Origin of the sequence: Rhodanobacter sp. A1T4 (assembly GCF_014207185.1) — a bacterium.
In the GTDB taxonomy this organism is placed as follows: domain Bacteria; phylum Pseudomonadota; class Gammaproteobacteria; order Xanthomonadales; family Rhodanobacteraceae; genus Rhodanobacter.
Window position 1 is genome coordinate 388,323 of the sequence record NZ_JACHCP010000006.1, and the last position, 18,888, is coordinate 407,210.

General features: G+C 58.4%; 17 protein-coding genes. 6 read left to right on the top strand and 11 right to left on the bottom strand.

Features of this window, described 5'->3' with window-relative positions:
• Nucleotides 1–128 precede the first annotated feature (128 nt).
• The 3 genes from HDE80_RS14605 to HDE80_RS14615 form a co-directional block, all read right to left on the bottom strand.
• Nucleotides 129–2,045: a S9 family peptidase gene (locus HDE80_RS14605; protein ID WP_255483772.1), complete on the bottom strand. Its 1,917-nt coding sequence runs from the start codon at nucleotides 2,043–2,045 to the stop codon at nucleotides 129–131.
• Nucleotides 2,046–2,341: 296 nt separating this feature from the next.
• The gene (locus HDE80_RS14610) at nucleotides 2,342–4,648 is read right to left on the bottom strand and encodes a transferrin receptor-like dimerization domain-containing protein (protein WP_184672059.1); all 2,307 of its coding nucleotides are present in this window, start codon (nucleotides 4,646–4,648) and stop codon (nucleotides 2,342–2,344) included.
• 258 nt (nucleotides 4,649–4,906) lie between these two features.
• A complete protein-coding gene (locus tag HDE80_RS14615) occupies nucleotides 4,907–6,265 on the bottom strand; it encodes a hypothetical protein (RefSeq protein WP_184672061.1) in 1,359 nt (452 codons plus the stop codon).
• A gap of 255 nt (nucleotides 6,266–6,520) precedes the next feature.
• On the opposite strand from HDE80_RS14615, the gene HDE80_RS14620 reads away from it, so the two are divergent.
• The gene (locus tag HDE80_RS14620) at nucleotides 6,521–7,294 is read left to right on the top strand and encodes a class I SAM-dependent methyltransferase (RefSeq protein ID WP_184672063.1); all 774 of its coding nucleotides are present in this window, start codon (nucleotides 6,521–6,523) and stop codon (nucleotides 7,292–7,294) included.
• A gap of 9 nt (nucleotides 7,295–7,303) precedes the next feature.
• Here the strand turns inward: HDE80_RS14620 and HDE80_RS14625 are convergent, their stop codons facing one another.
• Nucleotides 7,304–8,470: a glycoside hydrolase family 18 protein gene (locus HDE80_RS14625; protein ID WP_255483774.1), complete on the bottom strand. Its 1,167-nt coding sequence runs from the start codon at nucleotides 8,468–8,470 to the stop codon at nucleotides 7,304–7,306.
• Nucleotides 8,471–8,626: 156 nt separating this feature from the next.
• On the opposite strand from HDE80_RS14625, the gene HDE80_RS14630 reads away from it, so the two are divergent.
• Together HDE80_RS14630 and HDE80_RS14635 are read left to right on the top strand one after the other, a co-directional pair.
• Nucleotides 8,627–8,818, top strand: coding sequence for an oxidoreductase-like domain-containing protein (locus HDE80_RS14630; RefSeq protein WP_255483775.1), 192 nt, complete (start codon nucleotides 8,627–8,629; stop codon nucleotides 8,816–8,818).
• Nucleotides 8,819–8,903: 85 nt separating this feature from the next.
• Nucleotides 8,904–9,413, top strand: a complete 510-nt coding sequence (locus tag HDE80_RS14635; protein WP_184672067.1) for a DUF1993 domain-containing protein — start codon at nucleotides 8,904–8,906, stop codon at nucleotides 9,411–9,413.
• A 346-nt stretch (nucleotides 9,414–9,759) separates the two neighbouring features.
• On the opposite strand, the gene HDE80_RS14640 is transcribed toward HDE80_RS14635, so the two are convergent.
• Nucleotides 9,760–10,482, bottom strand: a complete 723-nt coding sequence (locus tag HDE80_RS14640) for an rRNA pseudouridine synthase (RefSeq protein ID WP_184672069.1) — start codon at nucleotides 10,480–10,482, stop codon at nucleotides 9,760–9,762.
• A gap of 144 nt (nucleotides 10,483–10,626) precedes the next feature.
• Here HDE80_RS14640 and HDE80_RS14645 point away from each other — a divergent pair, with 144 nt between their 5' ends.
• On the top strand, nucleotides 10,627–11,637 hold the full coding sequence (locus tag HDE80_RS14645; protein WP_184672071.1) for an LLM class flavin-dependent oxidoreductase: 1,011 nt from the start codon (nucleotides 10,627–10,629) through the stop codon (nucleotides 11,635–11,637).
• An 85-nt stretch (nucleotides 11,638–11,722) separates the two neighbouring features.
• Complete coding sequence (locus tag HDE80_RS14650; RefSeq protein ID WP_184603499.1) at nucleotides 11,723–12,580, top strand: PA4780 family RIO1-like protein kinase; 858 nt, start codon at nucleotides 11,723–11,725, stop codon at nucleotides 12,578–12,580.
• A gap of 194 nt (nucleotides 12,581–12,774) precedes the next feature.
• Here HDE80_RS14650 and HDE80_RS14655 read toward each other — a convergent pair whose 3' ends face one another.
• The 6 genes from HDE80_RS14655 to HDE80_RS14680 all read right to left on the bottom strand — a co-directional run bounded on the left by HDE80_RS14655 (nucleotide 12,775) and on the right by HDE80_RS14680 (nucleotide 17,590).
• Nucleotides 12,775–13,236, bottom strand: a complete 462-nt coding sequence (locus HDE80_RS14655) for a hypothetical protein (protein ID WP_184672073.1) — start codon at nucleotides 13,234–13,236, stop codon at nucleotides 12,775–12,777.
• Between the two features lie 93 nt (nucleotides 13,237–13,329).
• Entirely contained in the window at nucleotides 13,330–13,716 is a 387-nt protein-coding gene (locus HDE80_RS14660; RefSeq protein WP_184672075.1) for a VOC family protein, read from the bottom strand.
• Nucleotides 13,717–13,818: 102 nt separating this feature from the next.
• Nucleotides 13,819–14,070, bottom strand: coding sequence for a hypothetical protein (locus tag HDE80_RS14665; protein ID WP_184672077.1), 252 nt, complete (start codon nucleotides 14,068–14,070; stop codon nucleotides 13,819–13,821).
• Between the two features lie 424 nt (nucleotides 14,071–14,494).
• Nucleotides 14,495–14,926 carry an FKBP-type peptidyl-prolyl cis-trans isomerase gene (locus tag HDE80_RS14670; RefSeq protein WP_184672079.1) on the bottom strand — a complete coding sequence of 144 codons (432 nt, stop codon included), beginning with the start codon at nucleotides 14,924–14,926 and terminating at the stop codon, nucleotides 14,495–14,497.
• A gap of 135 nt (nucleotides 14,927–15,061) precedes the next feature.
• On the bottom strand, nucleotides 15,062–15,619 hold the full coding sequence (locus HDE80_RS14675) for a YaeQ family protein (protein ID WP_184672081.1): 558 nt from the start codon (nucleotides 15,617–15,619) through the stop codon (nucleotides 15,062–15,064).
• A gap of 81 nt (nucleotides 15,620–15,700) precedes the next feature.
• Nucleotides 15,701–17,590, bottom strand: coding sequence for a trypsin-like peptidase domain-containing protein (locus HDE80_RS14680; RefSeq protein WP_345776458.1), 1,890 nt, complete (start codon nucleotides 17,588–17,590; stop codon nucleotides 15,701–15,703).
• Nucleotides 17,591–17,923: 333 nt separating this feature from the next.
• Here HDE80_RS14680 and HDE80_RS14685 point away from each other — a divergent pair, with 333 nt between their 5' ends.
• Entirely contained in the window at nucleotides 17,924–18,814 is an 891-nt protein-coding gene (locus HDE80_RS14685) for a pseudouridine synthase (RefSeq protein WP_184672085.1), read from the top strand.
• Nucleotides 18,815–18,888 lie beyond the last annotated feature (74 nt).

Consider the following 18,888-nt stretch of genomic DNA (forward strand, 5'->3'; position numbering starts at 1 on the left):
CCTGATTGGCACGACGACAGATCGATGCACTCTGCCAGAACACGCAGAGTTTCGTGTAGCCCAAGAGTTGGGTAGCTATCTGGCGAGAACCTGCCTTCTTCATGAAGGCAGGTTTTATCTACGATGGCTCAATGCGTGGATGCTGTGCTGGTTGCAGCTGTTTCCGGTGCTGTTGCCCCGGGACCGATGTTGGTGCCGATGAATTGCAGCAGATCGGTATACAGCTCGGTACGATTTGCCTCATCGTAAAAGCCGTGCATTTCCCCCGGTTTGAGCACCCATTCGTGAGCGATGTGCCGGTTCAACAACGCCTGATGCAGACTCATGCCCTGCATGGGGGGTACGCGCTCGTCCTTGCCACCAACGACCAGCATCACCCGCGCCTTCAGGGAGTCCAGCTGGTTGACCGGCGAGCGCGCTGTCAGAACTGTCATATCCTCGCCGAGCTCGCGCTTGAGAAAATCCTCGCCATAGACAGATTGATGGGTGTCGCCCTCGTGGTACATCATCCTGAGGTCATAGACACCCACATAGCCGATCGCGCATTTGTACAGATCGGGTTCCTTTACTGCTCCCTCCAGCGCTGCATAGCCACCGTAGCTTGCCCCGAAGATGCAGATGCGCTGCGGGTTGGCAATATCCTGCGCGATCGCCCAGTGTGTGGCGTCGGTGACATCGTCCTGCATCTTTCCGCCCCATTCACGCGAACTGGCACTTTTAAACGCATAGCCACGGCCGGTGGAACCGCGAAAATTCACCTGCAATACGGCGTAGCCACGTGTTGCCATGGCCTGTACTTCGGGGTCGTAATTCCAACTATCGCGAGCATTAGGGCCACCATGTACAAATACCACCATGGGCAGATGTTTGGCATTTTCCTGGCCCGGGGGAAAGGTCACATAACCCTGCAGTTTCAGACCGTCGCGAGCGGCGAACTCAAAAGGTTGCTTGCGCGCCATCTTTTCCGGGTTGATCCATGGTGCGCGTGACAGCAGCACCGTGAGCTTGTTAGCTGTGTGATCGAAAAGGTAAAAGGCGCCTGGATCTGCATCGGCTTCGACCAGAACGACGCTGAGTCGTCCATCTCGCGTGCTTGAAGCAAAGTCGACACGCTCACCAGCGAATTGCTTCATCAACATCACCAAAGCCTTTGCATCGGCCGAGGTGCTATCAAACAAGGCGGTTCCCGGCCGTCCGTCCGTATAGGTGACTCCGATAAATTCATCATCCGTCAGACCCTGCATCAAGCCATCGGCTTCGACCTTGGGATTGCTCCATAGTGGGGTCATGCTCTGCTTTGCCGGATCCCAGCTGCAGATTCCAAAGCCACCGGCAGTTCCCGGACAAGTGAAGTAAACAAGGCTATCGTCATGGTTGAACGAGATGGGCCTGGAGCGAGTTTCGCCTGGTCCAGGCATGAGCTGCCAGCCATCACCGCCAACCGGATGGAGATACACCTTTAAGCTACCGTCATTGGCAGGACTGAAGGCAAAGCGGATTTTCCCGTGATGATCGGCGACAAATTCGGCACCGCGCATCGGTGCAGTGATGATCTTGATCTTGTCGCCGGTGCGGACATCCATGCGATAAGCGCTTGGTAGGCTGAGCTCGTAGCCTGTGGTGTCCCATAGGCTGACGGAAACCAGGATATGCTCGGGATCGCCGGGAATGGCCGCGATGAATTCCGCGTTGCCACGTTCGGCTCCCGTATGCCCTACGAGGGTACCGGTGGTCATGCCGGGTTTGCGGTAACCGTAGAGCATATTTGGGCTATTGCCGTCGGCGTTCACTGCGAATAGTTCGCCGGTCGCCATCGGTGAATCGTAACCACCCAATCGCGTACCAATGGCATAGATCACTCGCTTGGGCGACGCCCACCAGAAGTCAGTGACGTCGTCGTCTTCGCGCGGACGGATAACGCTTACCTTCTTGTCGGAAAGATGGATCAAGGCCAGCACGGTGTGGCCTTTAACCACGGCGGTAGCGGCCAGGTATTCCCCGTCAGGAGAGATCTTGACGTCCTTGTATTCAGCATGCCTCGCCAAGTCCGCAAATGATGCCGATTGTGCGTGTACTGCAGAAACGCACAGCAAAAAAACCAATGCAGCAATCCTGCTTCCCCATTCCATTGTCCTGCTCCCCTGTAACAAATTAAGTGCATGACCGCTCCCCAGCGACCTTGTCACCGCAGCGTTATAGCAGTGAATGGAATAGGCAGGAAATGATTTCGCAGCGATCGCTGCGAAATCTGAGATTCTTCAGGTTCGTGTCGTGTAATGGTTTAAACAGAAAGGGCGGCTCTTTTGGAGCCGCCCTTGGATACGTCATGCAAGCCCGAGACTTATGGCGCAGGGTTGAGTATCGCCGTCAGCTGGTCAAGTTTTGCGCGGTAGCGGTCGATGACCTTGGCTGTGGTCACGGCGTATTGATTCGCCTCATCCCAACGACGTGCCTCCAGGGCCTCGCGCACGCCCGGCAGGGTCTTGACACCGTAGCCGGTCAGCATGCCGGGCGCATAGACCATGTGCTTGAACCATGGCCGTGTTGGCAAGCCGTCGGAATCGGTCAATGCCTGCTCCATGCGACCCATCTGCGTGTTCAGCTCAAGCACCTGTTTTGCCGGCAGGTTGAAGCCGGTGGCCGCGCGTTTGCCGTAGGCGGTTTCGAAAGCTTGCGCGCTCTGTGTGAGTTGCTTTGCTGCATGATCCAGTGGGGCGAGATCGATCGCTGGTACATCGGAATTGCGCTCAGGTGGTGCAATCGGACGGGTTGGGTCGGCATCGAGCGTGAATGCGTGAGCATCAAGCAGTTTGTGTTGCTCATCCGTTGCCTTGCGTGTTTTGTCGACGAGTTTGTGCAGCTCATCGACGTAACGATCGAGCGTGCTGCTGAAGTCGCCGAAGCGCATCGGCAGCACATTGGCATCCGCACTACGTAGCACGATGTGTCCGACAACCTTCGAGAGTGCCACGCCGTATTCGAATGTCGGATCGCCGAAGCGCATGTAGTGATCGAACGAATCGTATTGCGAGTGGTAGATACCCTCATCGTCGTCCTCGTCGCCAAAGCCGAGATTCAGCGACGCAATGCCCAGGTGTTCCAGGAAGGCGCTGAAGTCGGAGCCGGAGCCGAGGGCCGACAGTGGCACATCCCCGCCTTGCGCGGCGATTTTCGCTACATCCTTGGCTTCGGGTTTGGCATCCTCATCATTGCCGGCGATCAGCATGTGTGCACGCAGGCGCTCCCGTACGCTGACGTGGGTTTCTGGATCGCTCACACCATCGGCGACCTGGTTGACCAGGTGTTGCAGCGAGTGGCTGCCGCCAGCGTCGAGAAAGCCGCGGCCGTTGGTGTCGGAGTTGACGTACATCACGGCCTTGGCCTGCAATTCCTCGGCATGCGTTTCGGCCCACTCAGTAGAGCCGAGCAGGCCCGGTTCCTCGCCATCCCAGCTGGCGTAGACGAGGGTGCGCTGAGGGCGCCAGCCCTGCTTGACCAGGGCGCCGATGGCCTTGGCTTCGGCCATCAGCGCGACGTTGCCGGCAAGCGGATCCCATGCGCCGAAGACCCAGCCGTCGTGATGGTTGCCGCGCACAATCCACTGATCGGGCTCGGTACTGCCCTTGAGTTTGGCGATGACGTCATAGACTGGCTTTTGGCCCCAGTCCGACTGCACCGTCAGATGGACTTTGGCCGTGCTTGGGCCGACGTGATAAGTGAGTGGCAGCGAGCCGCGCCAGTTGGCGGGCGCCACCGGTCCAGCGAGCGCCTGTAGCAGCGGGGTGGCATCCGCGTAGGAAATTGGCAGCACCGGAATCTTCAACAGCGATGTAGCATCTTTGATGGCAAGGCGTTTGGCGCCGGGGACAGAGCCGATACCTGGTGTCAACGGGTCACCAGGGTAGACCTGCATGTCCGCGACCGAACCACGCTGCACGCCGTCGGCCGGACGCCAGCCGCCCTTCGGGTAAACATCGCCTTTGGCGTAGCCGTCTTCGTGCGGATCGGAATAGATCAGGCAGCCGATCGCGCCATGCTGTTGGGCCAGCTTGGGTTTCAGACCACGCCAGCCGCCGCCGTAGCGGGTAAGCACGATCTTGCCGCGCACATCGATGCCGCGCCGCGCCAGATCCTTGTAGTCGTCTGGCATGCCGTTGTTGGCGTAAACCAGTTCGGCGGTGACATCGCCATCGGCGCCATAGACGTTGTAGGGCGGCAGAGCGCCATCGTGGATGCTCGATGTAGCATCGCCAGGAATCGTCGGTTCCTTGAGTGCAGCGGTGAAAGGGTGCGGGCCGAGTAGCTCAAGCGCCACTTTTTTTGGCGTGGGATAGAGCACGCTGAAGGTTTCGATATGCGCATCCCAGCCCCATTCGCGGAATTTCGCCAGCATGAACTCGGCATTGGCCTTGTCATGCGGTGAGCCGACCTGGTTCGGCTGCGACGACATTTGCTTGAGCCAGTTGCGCTGGTCGGCGGGGTCGAGCTGTGCATCGAAGCGTTGTTCAAGACTTTGTTGCTGGTCGGCGGCATGGTTGGTAAAGCCAAGCATCGCGTTGTTGTCCGTGCTGCCGTCGACCGCGGCGGCAGCAAACGTCGCCAGCATGCAAGCCAGTGCCAGCAGCGGTCGGGTGGTCAATCGTGTCATGCCATGTCACTCCCCGTGCGTTAATCGTTATTGCGTTCTTGGTTGTCGCGTTGACAGTTACTTGTGTTGCACCGCAAACATCGATCGGCGATGGCGTTTGTCACTGGCTTTCTGGTTATACCCGGCAGTAACAAAGATTTCGTAGGGCGTTAGTCATGCCTGTGCAGTCACAGGCAGTTGGCGGCACGTCGACAGGGTTTTAAATATGGATGGCTTTGTCCTGACAGAGCGTGAGATTTCTCTAGCGCAATCCAAGGTTCATTGAGGGGGAGTCGGCACAGTGTCTGAAACCGTGATGTGCTGGCTGAAAAGGGTTTGATCATCTGTTCCGATGGCGCTCAACTCGTACTCGCCAGGACGCAGATAAAGCTCGCCTACGGGGGCGCCGGACCCTTGCCGGATACGTTCTCCCATGGTGGGCATAAGTGGCAGGGGGTCGAGCACCATGCGATCGGCTGCAATGGCGTCCTTACCCTCCGCCGAATAGCGAGCCTCAATCAGGCAGGGATATTGTTCGTCGCATTTGTCGCCACTGACAAAAACAGGCTGTCGCAAGTTACCGAGCGTCAGCCAGGTAGGGCGCCCGCGGCGCAGTTTCTGTGGCGGAAAGATCACGCTGACGTTGTACCCCGGACGCAGCGACCATGGCTTTTCCGTCTTGTCGACGAAAACGATGGGCGTCGCGGGCTGAAAGTTCTTCACGATGGAGGCGTAGTAAGGATGGTCGTCGTCGCTGGACGGATGGGGAATCATCATCGTCTGTTCCACAGAAAGCCCATCAATGCCGGACAGTTTGTAAAGGTGCTCAGCCATGCTTTGGCCGCCCAGAAACTCGCCTGATTTCTGGATGTGTGCATACCCGGCCTCGACTATCAGGCGCGCCTTTGGGTCTTTCTTGAACACTGCGGCATAGATATTTCGGGCTTGCTCGGCTTCACGTGCGTCACCGGTGGCGTCGGAAGTCGCTTCATAGGGGATGAGCTTGAATCCAAGCTTCAGCGCCGTGCGCACCAGTTCCGCGCTGATCGGTTCCTCGGTGTAGAAACCGCTTTTCGCAATGGGATAGCCGCGCGTTTGCAGCGCGGTGTCCGTCTGATAAAGCGTTTCTATGGCGAGATAGGTGAATCCAGACTTGCGCAGTCCCGGAAGCAATTGCACGGTCAGCGTTCGGGTCAGTGGAATGTTGTGCGCTTCGTTGAGAAAAACCAGCTGATAGTTCTTTGCAAGTTCGGGAATGGCATCCAGTGCCGGCTGCGCGGTGTAATCGCCGTTGGCCACGGGCGAGGGGCGATCATCGCTTTCGCTTGGTTGCCGGATGGAAAAGCTCAAGGCCGCATCGGGGTAGTCGCCGATAAATGTCTGATACCAGCTCATGTATTGACCAAAAATCAGCCTGAATGCGGGACTCTTGTCCTCCGCGTAGGCATAGCGCATCACCTGATACTGGGCCAGCAGACCTTTGCGTGTATCCGCTTGCTTCATGATGCGCTCGGACTTGAGCGAAGCATCAAGCTGCTGAGTTCGCCACTGGGCAGGTGACTGGGCGCCCGCGGCCATTGGCAGGCAAACAAGTGACAGCAGACAGCTGAGCCTTTTCGCTAAACGGGACGACGACATTTCACTTCCCCTAAATTCGTTTTAGTGAGATCGCGCCGCACCGTTTTACCAGAGAGTGCCCGCCAGTGAGAAATAGTGTCGCTGGACGAGTTCTTGAGTGACGACGGCGAAAGTGCCTATTTACAACGTTGTCAGCCCCTTGAAAGGAGGATCTTGTTGATGCGGTTATACGCGGGCGCGGGTCCTTCACGGATGGTTGCGTGGCCCTATCCATTCGAGCGCACAATGCGGCATCGTTTCCCCATGGAGTACCTCATGCGTAAGACTCTGCTTGCTGTGTTGCTGGCTGTTGCGTTTCCCGCGATGACTGTTGCCCAGATGTCAGGTGCTCATACTGGTGCGATTTATGCCGTGGTGGCCAGGGCCGTGGGCGATCCCGCACGACAGGCGGACAAAGTGAATGACGAACGCCGCAAGATCAGCTCGATCATGGAGTTTGCCCACGTGCAGCCCGGGCAGAAGGTATTGGAGCTGATTCCCGGCAGCGGTTATTTCACCCGCGTGTTCAGCGCCATCGTCGGGCCGACGGGCCACGTGTATGTGCTTTGGCCGAATGAGTACGCCAAAGAGGATGGCGACGATCTTTCCGCAATGAAAAAATTTGTGACCGAGCCGCATTACGCCAATGTCAGTGTGCTTGAGCAGCCCTCCAATCAGCTGAGCTCGCCGGAGCCGGTGGATCTGGTGTTCACCTCGCAGAATTATCACGACTACCCGGACAAGTTCATGGGCAGCGTCGATCCGGCAGTACTGAACAAACAGGTATTCGATGCGCTCAAGCCGGGTGGCTTGTTCGTGGTGATCGATCACGTGGCTCCTACCGGCAGCGGCATGCAGGATACCGATACGTTGCACCGGATCGACCCGGCGATCGTCAAGCAACAGGTCGAGGCCGCGGGTTTTGTGTTTGATGGCGAGAGCGGCGCGCTGCGCAATTCGGCCGACACGCACACACTCAAGGTGTTCGATAAGTCGATCCGCGGCCATACCGATCAGTTCATCTATCGCTTCCGCAAACCGGCGAAATAGGCGGAGCAATCACTGCAGGTCACGCCAGATCGCGTCCAGCAGTACATTCTGCGGGTCTTCGCTTTGTTCCCAGTACATGATGCCGCCAAGGTGCTGCGCTTTTACGTAGGCAGCCTTGGCGGCGATTGACTGCGGATCGTCATAGCTGATGAAGGTATGGGTCGCTGCGTTCCACAGATAGGGTGCCTGCGCATCGGCATCCCAGTAGCGCACGAAGCCGTTCCGGCCGATGAAATCAGCTTCGAGCTGCGGCCATGGATGTTCGGTGCCGTAATGACCGTAAGCCTGGTACAGGCCGTTGTGGCTGGGCTTCACGTCGTCGAATTCGCGGCCATAGAACGCTGCACCGATCAGCAGTTTTTTCGGTGGAACACCGGCGGCGAGAAACTGGCTCACCGCGCGGTCGGTGGTGCGCGCATCGGCCGGGGTGAGCGGCGACGCATGCAGGCCTGTGTGATGTCCTGTTGTCGGCGTCATCGAATTGACGAAGTCGTAGGTCATCAGGTTGAACCAGTCGAGATAAGGCGCGATGGCGGCGATGTCGATGCCATTGACGAACGGGCCGTCCGCGATCGCCATGCTGAGTGTGTAACGACGCGTGCCGCGGCGATCGTTCCCGTGAGTCGCGCTATCCAATGCGGCGCGGACGTCTTTCAGCAGCAAGGTCAGATGGGCGTGATCCTGTGGACTGGAGCGGATGCCTGATTCCGAATGCCCCGGATATTCCCAGTCCACATCGAGGCCATCGGCATCGTTATCCACCAGCAGTTTTGTCGCACTGTCCGCAAAGCGTTGCCGGCTGTCCGCCGTGCTGGCTGCCTCGGAAAAGCCACCCGCGCCCCAGCCGCCGACCGACACGACAACCTTTAGTTGCGGATGCGTCGATTTCAACGCGGTCAGCTGATGCAGTCTCGATGCCGCAGCCGGATCGAGGACGACATGGTCGTCAACGACCCGGGCGAAGGCGAAGATCAAGGTGTCGATCTTGTCAGCATCGATGTGATCCACGTCTTCTTTGACGACATCGTAGCCCACGACCCGATAGTGGGAGGGCTTCACCGCCGCGGCGCGTGCAGGCATGGCGCTGCAGACCGGTAGAAGCAACGCCAGGCACAGTGCCATGACCAGCCTTTTGCCGATGATGTTATCGCGATGTTGCCCGCCATCGATTCGCATGTGCATCGTTCCAATGAGTACGATCGGCTATCTTCGCAGTCACCGCTGGCCTTGCCTATGCCCAGCTTGAAAGATAGTGCTGGCGTCCATGTTGAGCTTCGCGTCGTTCGCTCGCACATGGGCTAGTGGTAGACGAAAAGGCGATCGCGACCATTCATGCCAAACGATAAGCCACCGATGCACGACGTCGCCGTCGATCCTGCAGATCCGCCGCCAGTACGCCCAGTCGAGCCGGATGCCTCAGAGTGTTGTGGGGAAGGCTGCGTACCGTGCGTGTTCGACATTTACGAGCAGGCGCTGGAGCGCTATCAGATCGCACTGGCGGCCTGGCGTGGGCGCCATGCTTGAAGTCAACGGCATAGCACCAGTCATGAGGGCATCACTGGACTACACTGCGCCGATCATTTCTCCATGCCATGTACCAGGAAATCCCATGCCTCACGCCATCTATATCAGTTCGGTTCCCGTATTCCGCCAGATGCTCGGCGGGCTTGACGCCATCCTCGCCAAAGCCGAAGCGCATGTTGCAGCAAAAAGCATCGAGCCATCGGCGTTGACGCAGGCTCGGCTGTTTCCGGACATGTTTCCGCTGGCCAAGCAGGTGCAGATTGCGTGTGATTTTGCGCGCGGTGTATCGGCACGTTTGGCGGGCGCCGAAGTGCCGAAATACGATGACAATGAGTTGAGCTTCGAGGCGCTGCGTGGGTTGATCGCGAAAACGATCGGCTTTATCGATGGTTTCGACAAGACCCTGTTCGACGACGCTGCAAAGCGCGACATCGTGACCCGGCCGGGCACGCCGAAAGAGCGTCATTTCACCGGTCAAACCTATTTGCTGAGCTACGGCTTGCCGCAGTTCTTCTTCCACGTGACCACTGCGTACGCGATCCTGCGGCACAACGGCCTGGAGATCGGCAAGCGCGATTACATGGGCGAGTATTGAGCGAACGATTGAGTCAAAAAGGTCACGACGGCGAAGTGTCGTGCTGAGTGGCTTGAGTGCGATGCGTACAAGCCGGATACCTGCACCAGTCGTCGTGTGATGACTGGTGCAGCTACCGTCGGGCAGGCGGGACGATTACTTGGCGTTCTTCTTCTTTTCCTGCTTGGCCAGCTTCTTTTCCTTCATGGTTTTTTCCGGCTTTTTCTTGTCACTTTTCTTGGAGTCCAAACCCTTGCTCATGCTGCTCTCCGCGGTGTGGTAGGTGTGATGTAAAGCTCGGTCGCCCGCCGTTGCTTACGTTTCGAGAGACATGAAACAGCGTCGACAGGCTGATCCAAAGTTTACGCTAGATACGCTCGTGCGGCGCCAGATAACGCCACTGGCCCAGCGGCAATTTGGCCAGTGAAATACGGCCTATGCGCAGACGCTTCATCGCCAATACCTTCAGGCCGACCGCGTGGCACATCGGCTCGATCTGGCTGGGCTGCAATACCTTGAACGCAAACCGCAGCCGTTGCTCGCTCTGCCAGCTGACTTTGATCGGCGGCATCGCGTAATTATTGAAGCGCAGGCCGTGATTGAGCAGGGCCAGCCCATTGGCGATCAGTTCGCCGCTGACATCAACCACGAATTCCTGCTCGACCCGGTCGATGTCCTCGGTGAGCTTGCGTGTCACCCGCCAGTCCTGGGTAAAGATCATCAGGCCAGTGGCTTCGGTCGACAGCGGTAGCGGCGAAGTCAGCCGCTGAAGGTGCCGTTTCAGAGGCCGTACGCCGGAGGCGTCATCTGGGGACCGCGTGTCCGGTGTGACCAGCGCACTGGCCGGATTCGGGCCATTGCCAGAGTCGTAGCCGGCAGGTTTGTGCAGCACGAGGGTTGCCGGTTCGGTGGCGATCAATTGGGCGCCGGGATCCAGTTCGACAGTCTGCGTATCAACCATGAACTGCGGCTTTTCGACCACCACGCCGTCCACGCGCACCCAGCCGCCCTCGATGTACTGCTCGGCCTCGCGCCGTGAGCATTGCGCAAGGGCGACGACGCGTTTGGCGAGGCGAACCGGGTCAGTCATCGAGATGCCGTGAAAGAAGATGTGGCCATTGTAGGCGGGGTTCGGTCTCATGCATGCCGATCTGGCGCAGCTGGAGCAAAAGCCGTTGGCAATCCACGCAACCGTCCCCAAATCATCGGCCATACGCTACTGCGAGAACACCCCATGATTCCTTTTTCGATCCTTGATTTGGCACCCGTCACGGAAGGCAGCGATGCCGCGCAGGCATTCCGCAACACACTTGATCTGGCCCAGAACGCCGAGCGCCTGGGCTACTGCCGCTACTGGCTGGCCGAACACCACAATATGGCCGGTATCGCCAGTGCGGCCACCGCGATACTGATCGGCTACGTAGCCGGTGGTACCTCGCGCATCCGCGTCGGTTCGGGTGGCATCATGTTGCCGAACCATGCGCCGCTGCAGGTGGCCGAGCAGTTCGGCACCCTGGCTTCACTGTATCCCGGGCGCATCGATCTGGGCCTCGGGCGCGCGCCGGGCACAGATCAACCGACCGCCAAGGCATTGCGCCGCTATTTCGACAGCGCCGATGCTTTTCCGCACGACGTGATGGAGCTGCTGGGTTACTTCGAACCGGTAAAACCGGGCCAACCGGTGCGCGCCGTGCCAGGTGCCGGAATCGACGTGCCGGTGTGGCTGCTGGGTTCGAGCCTGTTCAGCGCGACCTTGTCGGCCCGACTTGGCCTGCCGTTCGCATTCGCCTCGCATTTCGCGCCCGACGCGATGGATGAAGCGCTGGCGCTGTATCGACGCGACTTCCGGCCGTCGGCACGGCTGCAGCAGCCGTACGCGATGCTCGGGGTCAACGTTGTCGCCGCGGAAAGCGACGCCGAGGCGCGCCGGCTGTTCACCACCCAGCAGCAGAGTTTCATCAATCTGCGCCGCGGCCGGCCTGGGCTGATCCCGCCACCGATCGACGATATCGAGTCATACGCTTCGCCCATGGAACGACACGGCGTCGACCACGCGCTGGCCTGTGCCGTCATCGGCAATGCCGATACGGTGGAGGAGGGCATCGAGGCCTTCATCGAGCGGCACAGGCCAGACGAGCTAATGATCACGGCCAACGTATTCGACCATGCGGCAAGGCGTCGATCGTTCGAGATTGTGGCAGGCGTGCGCGACCGGCTCAGTGCGCCCAGCGTGCAGGCAAGCTGAGGCCCGACAACGAGAAATAAGCGAGTAATGCCGCAGATCGGCCATAATCGGCGTTATTCCACGAATTGCTGAAGCTTTTCCACGCATGAAGACACCCAAGGGCCTGCAGGATCTGATCGACGAAGGCGTTATCGACCAGGTCCTGCGACCGCTGAAGAGCGGCAAAGAAGCTTCCGTTTATGTCGTGCGCTCGGGCGACGATATCCGTTGTGCCAAGGTCTACAAGGACATGGCACAGCGTAGTTTCCAGGCGCGTGTGCAGTATCAGGAAGGCCGCAAGGTGCGCGGCAGCCGGCAGGCCCGTGCCATGGGCAAGGCCACCAAGTTCGGCCGCAAGGAGGCCGAGGCCGCCTGGAAGAACGCAGAGGTCGACGCGCTCTATGCGCTCACGGCCGCTGGAGTGCGTGTGCCCAAACCGTATGGTTATTTCAACGGCGTGCTGGTGATGGAGCTGGTCACCGACGCAGACGGCTACTCCGCCCCGCGTCTGGGCGAAGTGGAGTTGTCAGCGGATACCGCGCGTGATTACCACCGCTTTCTGATGCAGCAGGTGGCGCGCATGCTGTGCGTAGGGCTGATCCACGGTGACCTCTCCGAATACAACGTGCTGGTCGGGCCGGAAGGCCCGGTCATCATCGACCTGCCGCAGGTGGTCAGTGCCTCCGGCAACAACTCGGCGCGCACCATGCTTCGCCGCGACGTCGGCAACATCACCATCAGCCTCTCGCGCTTCGCCGCGGAATTGTTGGACAGCCACTACGCCGAAGAGATGTGGGCGCTGTTCGAACTGGGTGAACTGCACCCCGATACCGAACTCACCGGCCACTTCGAATTCGACGAAAGCATCGCCGACGTCGACAGCGTAATGCAGTCGATCATCGATGCGCGGGAGGAGGCGATCATTCGCCAGCAGGGCAGGGACGAGGCGGCGCAGGCGGATTGAGGCGCTGTTTAGGAAGTTTCCGGCAGTCAGCGCAACACGCACTCGTGAGCCGTTTACGAGTACGGCATTCCATCTTTATGGGCGAACTTTGACTTGCCCTCGTGCATAAGCGGCTTGATATCGTCGTCCGATGATTGGGCTTCAGGTTATTACACGGCGTCGTAGCGGCTCACTTGTCCCAGTAGTTACACCGCTCATTTTTTGATACTGGCGTGATAAGTCCCGACGTCATGCACGCCTCCCCGACCAAACGTATATATATCGCCGGCTGACGAGCCATCCGATGTCACCATGCCGTCCATCACTAGATAGGCATCGCAGGTGCCCCCCGTGAGGTCGATCTTGATCTTGTTATCAACGAACCTGGCGACACCATATGACGCGAGGGGTAATGGTGGCGAGAGCACGTCGGGTCGAATGAAATCCACACGGAAGCCATCGCCAACGTCGCCCATACACGATCTTGCATGATCCGAAGTAATCAGCATTTCCAGCTCGCCGCGGCTTTTGCCATCGGCATTAACCACATCGACTTTCCATGGAATACCATGCGGAAATTTAGCTCGAAGCGCATCCATCGGAAGGGCGTCTGCCGCGATGACTCGGCCGGCTGCCGATAAAACAAGAAAGGCAATAAATAGTTTGTGCGACAGCATGAAGGGCCTAACGTTTGACTTAAGCGGACCGCCGAAGGCAGGTCCGCTTGAAGGAGGGGTTCGGCGGCGCATCCTGGCCGATCAGACCAGGGCTCATTGGCCCTCGGGCGGCTGCCAGAGTTCGACCTTGTTCCCCTCTGGATCCATGACCCAGCCGAACTTGCCATACTCGGAGTCATCCGTTTTCTCGAGTACGTTGCAACCTTCCTCGCGTAGTGCCTGAAGCAGCGAGGTCAAGTTCGCGACGCGATAGTTGACCATGAAGGTCGACAGGCTTGGCGCGAAGTGTTCGCCATCGGCGGCGCCGATGGACCATGCGGTCGTTCCGTTTGTCGGATTGCCGGCTGCATCCGCCCACGTAAACGCCGCGCCTCCCCATGCCTGGACGTCGATTCCCAAGTGCTGCTTGTACCAAGCTCGCAGCGCGACAGGTTCCTTCGCGTTGAAGAAGATCCCTCCGATACCTGTAACTCTCTTCATTTGCGCCTCCGAAGTGCGGCCAAGTTGGAGCGTACCGTGTTGCGGCGACTAACGCTGGAGGCGTAGCCGTCCGCCTTGAACGAGTAGTTAGGCATCGTAGACTCAGCCATCATTCGGAGCTACCAAGATACGTGCCTGCTCCTGGCCATCCACGACGAATGCGACCCACTCACCACCACTTGGCTTGTGCTCGTGCACAAGATGACAAGGCAAACTGGGGTCCAAGCAGGCTAGACGCTTGACCAGCTGTTTGATCAGCTCGCGACCTTCCGCGTTGGGATGCGTGACGCCACCCTGAGCCATACCCTGGCGAAGCTTGTAGACCTGCAAGTAGTGTGAAACTGGCAAAGTCATGTTTAATGCCTAACGCCAATTAGACCCCATATCGAGGCATATGCATCGGATGTTCGGCTTTAGGTCGTAGCTCGTCAAGCGAGCAAATCTCGCAGATAGATAAGGGTTTGCCGGGTGACGGCTACGGTGTGGCGGAGCGAGGATGGCGTTCGCATATCTCACGGACTTGCCGTGCATGGCTAGGGCATGGATTTCCGAGGTAGAGCAACACAGGAGCGGTTACCGAATGCCCGGCAAGCGCCAAGCGGGGTGTCGTTTTCTACGGGCGTACCGTCTGTCGCCTTACGGGCCTGCTTCGGCTGTTCACCCATGTTGCCGCGTGCGTGAGGACAAGTAAAAGCAAGCAACTCGGCCTCCGCAGGAGGACGAAAGCTAGCTTCAACGCGTTGATATCATCGCGGCCGTAGCCACAATACCGCCAACTTCAGGGTGTAACCCCCAGCAACTCCACATCAAACACCAGTGATGCGCCCGGCGGAATGGCATCGCCTGCGCCGTCGTCGCCATATCCGAGTGTTGCCGGAATCAGCAGGGTGCGCTTGCCGCCGACGCGCATGCCAGCCACGCCCTGATCCCAGCCAGCGATGACCCGGCCTTCGCCGAGGGGGAAGGTGAAAGGCGTGCCGCTGTCGAGCGAGCTATCGAATTTCTTGCCGTGTTTGTCCTTGGCGGTTTCGTCGTAGAGCCAGCCGGTGTAGTGCACCTGCACTTGCATGCCGGGCTTGGCCACCGCACCGGTGCCGACCTTCTGGTCGATCACGGTGAGCTTGTCCACGCTGCCGTTGGCATGCGCCTGTGGCGTGACGCTGCAGGCGGCGAGGGCGATCAGGGCGAGCAGGGGCAGCAACCAGCGCATGGTGTGAGTCCTTGGAGTGGTTTGATTGAGGTGTGACTGGTTGAACCAGGATCGGTTGAATCGGCGCGAGGCAGATTCAATCAGCGAGCAATTGTTCTCGAAAACGCGGCGATACGATAGTCGTATTGCGCTTGCTCAGCTGACGGCTTCAGCGACACCCATTCGTCGCAGCGGGTCGATCGTCACCGACTCAACATCGTTCATCAGCTGCAGCTGACCATCCTGGATCAGCGCCTGCAAGCGCATGCCACGCTGCAGCAGCGGCAAGAGTTCGGCGACGGTGGTGGCGGAGATGTCGAGCACGGTGAGATTTTTGTTGCGACCCAACGATGCGCCGACCTTGTTCCACCAGATGTCGGCTGTATTGCCGCCGTAGTTGATCACCACGACCTGGCGTGAGCGGCCGCAGGCTTTGCGGATGCGCGCTTCATCGGGCTGACCCAGCTCGATCCACAACTCGATTTCGTCGGTATAGGCCTTGCGCCATAGCGCTGGTTCATCCTCATCGCTGATGCCCTTGCCGAACTCCAGCCGATCGTCCGCATAGAGCGCGAACGCCAGCAGGCGTACCATCAGCCGCTCTTCGGTTTCCGACGGGTGCCGCGCCAGCGTCAGTGCATGGGTGGCGTAGTAATGCCGATCCATGTCGCTGATCTGCAGTTCGACCTTGTAGATGGTGGAGTTGAGTGCCATGGGCATGCCTGGTGACGACAACCCACCATTCTACGCCTTGCGCGGGGCAATCACTTGTTACGGCGAGCGATCCAGGCGATATCAGTGCTCGTTCACCTGCAGATTCTTCACTAGCAGGTCGAGCTTGCTCTTCATGGCGTCCTGCGGCACCGAACCTTCCGCGGCGACGAATGTGGTGTAGAGCACGGTAGAAGAGTCGCTCGGCTGTCCTGCCACGGTGCCGATCTGGGTCATGTCGTCCTTGCTGTAGGCGATGCTGTCATCTGGCGGTTGACGATGTTTGAACTTGTCCCACCTATTGCGAAAGCTGTCCTCGAGATCGTCGGTGGGCGCGGCGTGCCGGGTTACATTGAATCGTTCCGCGTTATTGGCATTCGGCTTTGCCATGACATCGGTCACGTCCCAGGTCACCTTGCTGTGATCCCGGCTGGTGTTATCCGCGATGTAGCTAAAACCAAGCTCCAGATAGCTGCCCGGATCGATCTTCTGTAGTTCTGGCATATATGAAAGGCTGAAGCGCTTCGAGTGGAAGCTGAACTCGTGGCCATAGTCGATATGCAGGTCGATACCGGACAGTACGGCCGGTAGCAGAGCGGTATTGGTCAAGTAATCCTTCCACTGCGCCAGTGTGCCGCCGTAGGATACGTCGATGAAGTCACAGGTTGCCTGCATGTCAATCATGATGGGATATCGTTCGCCGGCAGGTGCCAACTGAATCATCGTCACATAGCCATCTGGAACGGGCAGTGAGAAAGACATCACCAGCGCGTTTCCGTAGGCCAACGGCCATAGGCGAACTTGCCAGTGTCGCCGGTAGACATCGTTGTAAACCGATTGCTGGGTTGGTTCGCCCAACGAAGTAACCCTGACCTTTTCCGAACCGATATCGCGGGAGAGCAACCAGCTTTTCAATATTAGATCCATCGACTGCCTGGCATCGCCGTAGAGCTGATTTGCCGACAGATCATCCGGTTTACGCAGATGCATCAGTAACATGTTTCCGCCAACGACACTGGTTTCCAGATAGCCATTTTTCGGCAGCGGCGAGCGATTGGGCTGCGAACTGGTTAGCAGCCAAGTGCCGTTACTGTTGCGGCGGATGATTGAAGGAAACGTGTGCAAGTCGGCACTGGCGTGTAGCAGCCGATTGGAACCGTTCCCGTTCGGAAACAGCTTGTCGGCGTTCTTTTCGCGCAGAGTCTTTAGCTGATCATCGGCAAACGCATCACCGAACTTCAGATAGGTCGTGCTGAAATCGTCAAAGGTTTTTGGCAGCGCAAATTGTTGCTTGAAAACGCCGGCCTGTGTGTCGTTGAAGAACGTTGGCTGATAGGTCAGCCGCTTGTCGATCACGGCGAGGTTGTCTGGCGCCTTGAGTAATTCATCGATCGGCAGTGCGTAGTTGAGGTTCTCGTTTGGTGATTTCATCAGCACGATGCCGATGATCTTGCCGTCCTTGTCCAGCAGCGGGCCACCGCTGTTTCCGGGCGAGGCGGCAGCGGAAAAACGCATCCATTTCCAGCGGCCGTCCTGATCTTCCGGTGTATCGGAGGTGTACAGGCCGTCGCGAACAATGACGCCCGTACCCAGGGCATTGCCGACGGCGTAAACCGTCTCATTCAATTCAGGTTTTGTATCTGTCTCGAGTGTCGCCGTGTTTGGCGGCTGCTGGGTCAACGAGAACACCACGAAATCCTGACCAAGCGAAAACTTGATGATCTTGTCGATGGCATAAACGTGGCCGCTAGCATCGCGCAGCGCCGGTGCGCCCATCGGGCTACCGATGCCGATATCCAACACGTGTGCGGCAGTGACATAGCAATTTCCACCGAGTGCGAACGCTGTGCCGATGGATAAGTATTTGTCATTGCGAAATTGATACGGCAACAGATCCAGCGGCAGCGGCTTTTCATACGTAAGCGGGTCGTCGATCGGCTTGGGAATGACCACTTCGAAGGTGGCGGCCGTCACCTTTTTCAAGACGCCAGGATCAAGACTGGCGGCAAGGCCGCGATCGCTGCAGCATAGGAAAAGGGAGAGAGCTAGCAAGGCGGCAGAAGCAAGCCGCGAGATAAGCGAGTGAGGGTGGAAAGTGGTTTGTCCAAAAACACGGGAAGCTTGCATGGTGCGTCCTTGATGTTCGCAAAATCGATGCCAAGTCAACGCTCGACATGGATCATTTCCGGGCGAATTCTTGCCCGAATCGAGTGTATTTAATGTCACTCGTAAGTACATATGATGCGCATCGAAGCGATGATCGAAAGAAAGTGCAGGTGATTTGTTGCCGCGCACTACACTGGCTGCATGAGCCTGCCCGCACCGCCTTATATTCGTGAAGCCGAAGCCAGCACTGTGCATCTACCTGCTGGCCCTTGGCAAACCGTGCTTGACGGGCTTTGCGCCGCGTTTCCCGCGATCAGCCGTGAGCAGTGGGTGGATCGCATGGCGCGTGGGCGAGTGCTGGATGCGCAGGGTGGGGCGATCACTTTGGCAACGCCGTATTCGCGAGTCGGGCAGCGCATTCATTACTACCGCGAAGTGGTCGATGAAACACCGATTCCATTTACCGAAACGGTATTGCACGTCGATGAGCATCTGGTGGTGGCCGACAAGCCACATTTTTTGCCGGTGGTCCCGAGCGGCAGTTTTGTCGAAGAAACTTTGCTGCGAAGGCTGATGCGCCGGCTGGACAATCCAGATCTGGTGCCACTGCATCGGATCGATCGTGCGACCGCCGGACTGGTTTTGTTTTCGGCGAATAGGGCGAGTCGATCCGCCTATCAGGCGCTGTTCCAGCAACAGCGTATCGAGAAGCGCTATGAAGCGCTGGCGCCGCCGTTGGCAGAGTCGTCGTTTCCATTGACGCGACGCACGCGGCTGGTACGCGGCGAGCCGTTTTTCCGCACGCATGAAATCGATGGCGAATCGAACAGCGAGACGCGTATCGAAGTGATCGAGTGCGGCAATGATCTCTGGCGTTACGCGCTGCATCCGATTACCGGTAAGAAGCACCAACTGCGGGTGCATATGTCGGGGCTGGGTGCGCCGATTTTCAACGATCCCTGGTATCCGACGTTGACCACCCAGGACGTTGACGACTATCAGCGTCCGCTGAAATTGCTGGCGAAAAGCTTGACGTTTGTCGATCCGCTTTCCGGCGAACTGCGCCGTTTCGAAAGCCGTCTGGGCCTGTAAAACATGTTTTTCGCACGGCCAAGCTATGCCGCAACGCCGGCAAAATCACCACGCACGGTGATTCCACGCTATCT

What these genes read in the sequence shown, in the direction of transcription:
- HDE80_RS14655 (WP_184672073.1), bottom strand. Translation starts at nt 13,236, where the DNA reads ATGCTGTCGCACAAACTATTTATTGCCTTTCTTGTTTTATCGGCAGCC.
- HDE80_RS14635 (WP_184672067.1), top strand. Translation starts at nt 8,904, where the DNA reads ATGCCTCACGCCATCTATATCAGTTCGGTTCCCGTATTCCGCCAGATG.
- HDE80_RS14630 (WP_255483775.1), top strand. Translation starts at nt 8,627, where the DNA reads ATGCCAAACGATAAGCCACCGATGCACGACGTCGCCGTCGATCCTGCA.
- HDE80_RS14650 (WP_184603499.1), top strand. Translation starts at nt 11,723, where the DNA reads ATGAAGACACCCAAGGGCCTGCAGGATCTGATCGACGAAGGCGTTATC.
- HDE80_RS14660 (WP_184672075.1), bottom strand. Translation starts at nt 13,716, where the DNA reads ATGAAGAGAGTTACAGGTATCGGAGGGATCTTCTTCAACGCGAAGGAA.
- HDE80_RS14610 (WP_184672059.1), bottom strand. Translation starts at nt 4,648, where the DNA reads ATGACACGATTGACCACCCGACCGCTGCTGGCACTGGCTTGCATGCTG.
- HDE80_RS14615 (WP_184672061.1), bottom strand. Translation starts at nt 6,265, where the DNA reads ATGTCGTCGTCCCGTTTAGCGAAAAGGCTCAGCTGTCTGCTGTCACTT.
- HDE80_RS14685 (WP_184672085.1), top strand. Translation starts at nt 17,924, where the DNA reads ATGAGCCTGCCCGCACCGCCTTATATTCGTGAAGCCGAAGCCAGCACT.
- HDE80_RS14670 (WP_184672079.1), bottom strand. Translation starts at nt 14,926, where the DNA reads ATGCGCTGGTTGCTGCCCCTGCTCGCCCTGATCGCCCTCGCCGCCTGC.
- HDE80_RS14625 (WP_255483774.1), bottom strand. Translation starts at nt 8,470, where the DNA reads ATGCGAATCGATGGCGGGCAACATCGCGATAACATCATCGGCAAAAGG.
- HDE80_RS14645 (WP_184672071.1), top strand. Translation starts at nt 10,627, where the DNA reads ATGATTCCTTTTTCGATCCTTGATTTGGCACCCGTCACGGAAGGCAGC.
- HDE80_RS14640 (WP_184672069.1), bottom strand. Translation starts at nt 10,482, where the DNA reads ATGACTGACCCGGTTCGCCTCGCCAAACGCGTCGTCGCCCTTGCGCAA.
- HDE80_RS14675 (WP_184672081.1), bottom strand. Translation starts at nt 15,619, where the DNA reads ATGGCACTCAACTCCACCATCTACAAGGTCGAACTGCAGATCAGCGAC.
- HDE80_RS14665 (WP_184672077.1), bottom strand. Translation starts at nt 14,070, where the DNA reads ATGACTTTGCCAGTTTCACACTACTTGCAGGTCTACAAGCTTCGCCAG.
- HDE80_RS14620 (WP_184672063.1), top strand. Translation starts at nt 6,521, where the DNA reads ATGCGTAAGACTCTGCTTGCTGTGTTGCTGGCTGTTGCGTTTCCCGCG.